The 1,542-nt window shown below is 74.8% G+C and carries 3 protein-coding genes; 1 reads left to right on the forward strand and 2 read right to left on the reverse strand.

Features of this window, described 5'->3' with window-relative positions:
- On the reverse strand, nt 1-238 hold a 238-nt coding region (locus tag ACOV8S_RS07920), incomplete at its 3' end, for a hypothetical protein (protein ID WP_448316945.1).
- Between the two features lie 228 nt (nt 239-466).
- Between ACOV8S_RS07920 and ACOV8S_RS07925 the strand changes: the two genes are divergently transcribed.
- Entirely contained in the window at nt 467-865 is a 399-nt protein-coding gene (locus ACOV8S_RS07925) for a hypothetical protein (RefSeq protein ID WP_448316947.1), read from the forward strand.
- Here the strand turns inward: ACOV8S_RS07925 and ACOV8S_RS07930 are convergent.
- Nucleotides 783-1,478 carry an HAD-IA family hydrolase gene (locus tag ACOV8S_RS07930; RefSeq protein WP_448316949.1) on the reverse strand — a complete coding sequence of 232 codons (696 nt, stop codon included), beginning with the start codon at nt 1,476-1,478 and terminating at the stop codon, nt 783-785. The two genes, ACOV8S_RS07925 and ACOV8S_RS07930, sit on opposite strands and share 83 nt — an antisense overlap.
- Nucleotides 1,479-1,542: the final 64 nt, after the last annotated feature.

Consider the following 1,542-nt stretch of genomic DNA (forward strand, 5'->3'; position numbering starts at 1 on the left):
GACCCGGCTGGCCCTGCGGCCCGGCCGGGCCGGGCTCGCCCTGCGGTCCGGCAGGCCCCGCGGGGCCGGGCCTGCCGCCCCCGCCACCGCCGTCGCACGAGTGGTCGCAGTCGTGCGAGGCGACCCGGTCCGTGCCCGCCTCGGCGGCCATGACCTGCGGCGCCATCGCGCCGGAGACGAGGGCCGCCGTGAGCACGGGCAGGCCTGCGCGGCAGAGCCGACGTATCGACTTCTTCAAGGTTGCTCCCGGTGAGATGAGGGGACCCGGCGGCGGGGAACACGTCGAGCGGTTCCCGCCGGGTCTCGATCGACGTCACCGATCCCAGCACGAGGCGCGACACACCGCTTGGCGGGAACACTCCTCCGGGCTAGCGGTGCGGGGGGACGTCATCCGGACGGCCGTGTGTCGTGACCGTCCGGAGCCCGCGGAAGACGCCGCAGCGGCCAGGTGAGCAGGGGGAATTCGATGGAGCACAGGCCCGACCCGATCCAGATCATCACCCGCCCCAGCACGTCGGTGGCACAGGACCGGATCCAGGCGCTCGGGGCCTGGATGGACGCGGCCCGCCACGCCGGATGGCGGGTGGACCCTCTGGACGAGCCGGTGGACTGGCCGGCGGGGGAGTGCGGGCTGGTCGACATCGAGGGACTCCGCTACCTGCTCCGGGTCGGTCTGCGCGGCCGCACCCGGGCCATGCTGCTGCCGGCCGCGCACGCGGACCGGGCCGTGGTCCGGCCGGTCGCGGGCGACATCGCGAGCGCCGCCCGTCCGGTGCTTCAACTCACGACGTGGGCCGAGCCGTTGCTCGACGCGGAGCTGTGCCGGCGACGGCCCCCGCAGGAGCTGCCGCGCCGGGAGCGGTGAACAGCGGATCCAGCGCCCGCCGCAGGTCCTCCACGGAGCGGTACCGCACGGCGGACATGCCGAGCGCCGCGGCCGCCTCGGTGTTCTCCGTCCGGTCGTCCACGAACAGGCAGCGCTCCGGTGCGACCCCGGCCAGCCGGCAGGCGGTCCGGTAGATCTCCCGGTCGGGCTTGGCGACGCCCTCCCACGCGCTGTTGACGACGTGGTGGGCGAGGTCGCCGATCCCCATCGCCTCCAGTTCGGCCCCCAGCCCGGCCGTCGCGTTGGTGACGATCACCAGCGGCACCAGATCCCTTGCCCGGCGCAGCAGTTCGACCACCTCGGGGTCCGCGCGGAACGGCGCGTCCGCCATGGCCCGTGCCAGTTCGCGGGCCCGGTCGGGCGGCACGAAGGCGGCCATCCGCCCGGCGACGGACTCCGTCCACCGCCCGACGTCGATCCGCCCGAGCAGCAGCGGGAGATCGAGGTCGGGTGCGTAGGCCACCGACGCGGTGGTACCGGCGGTGAGATCCGACTCCCGCTCGAGGGCGGCGAGTTCGGAGAAGTCGTAGAAACGGACGACGTTGTCGAGGTCGCAGAGAACGGCGTCGAAGGCGCGCGGCGGGGGTGTCACGGCCCCAGCCTTCCACGGTGTCCGAGCCGGGCCCCGGCGTGTCCCCCCCAGGTCACGCCGGGAC

The organism is Streptomyces sp. CO7, from assembly GCF_053474865.1.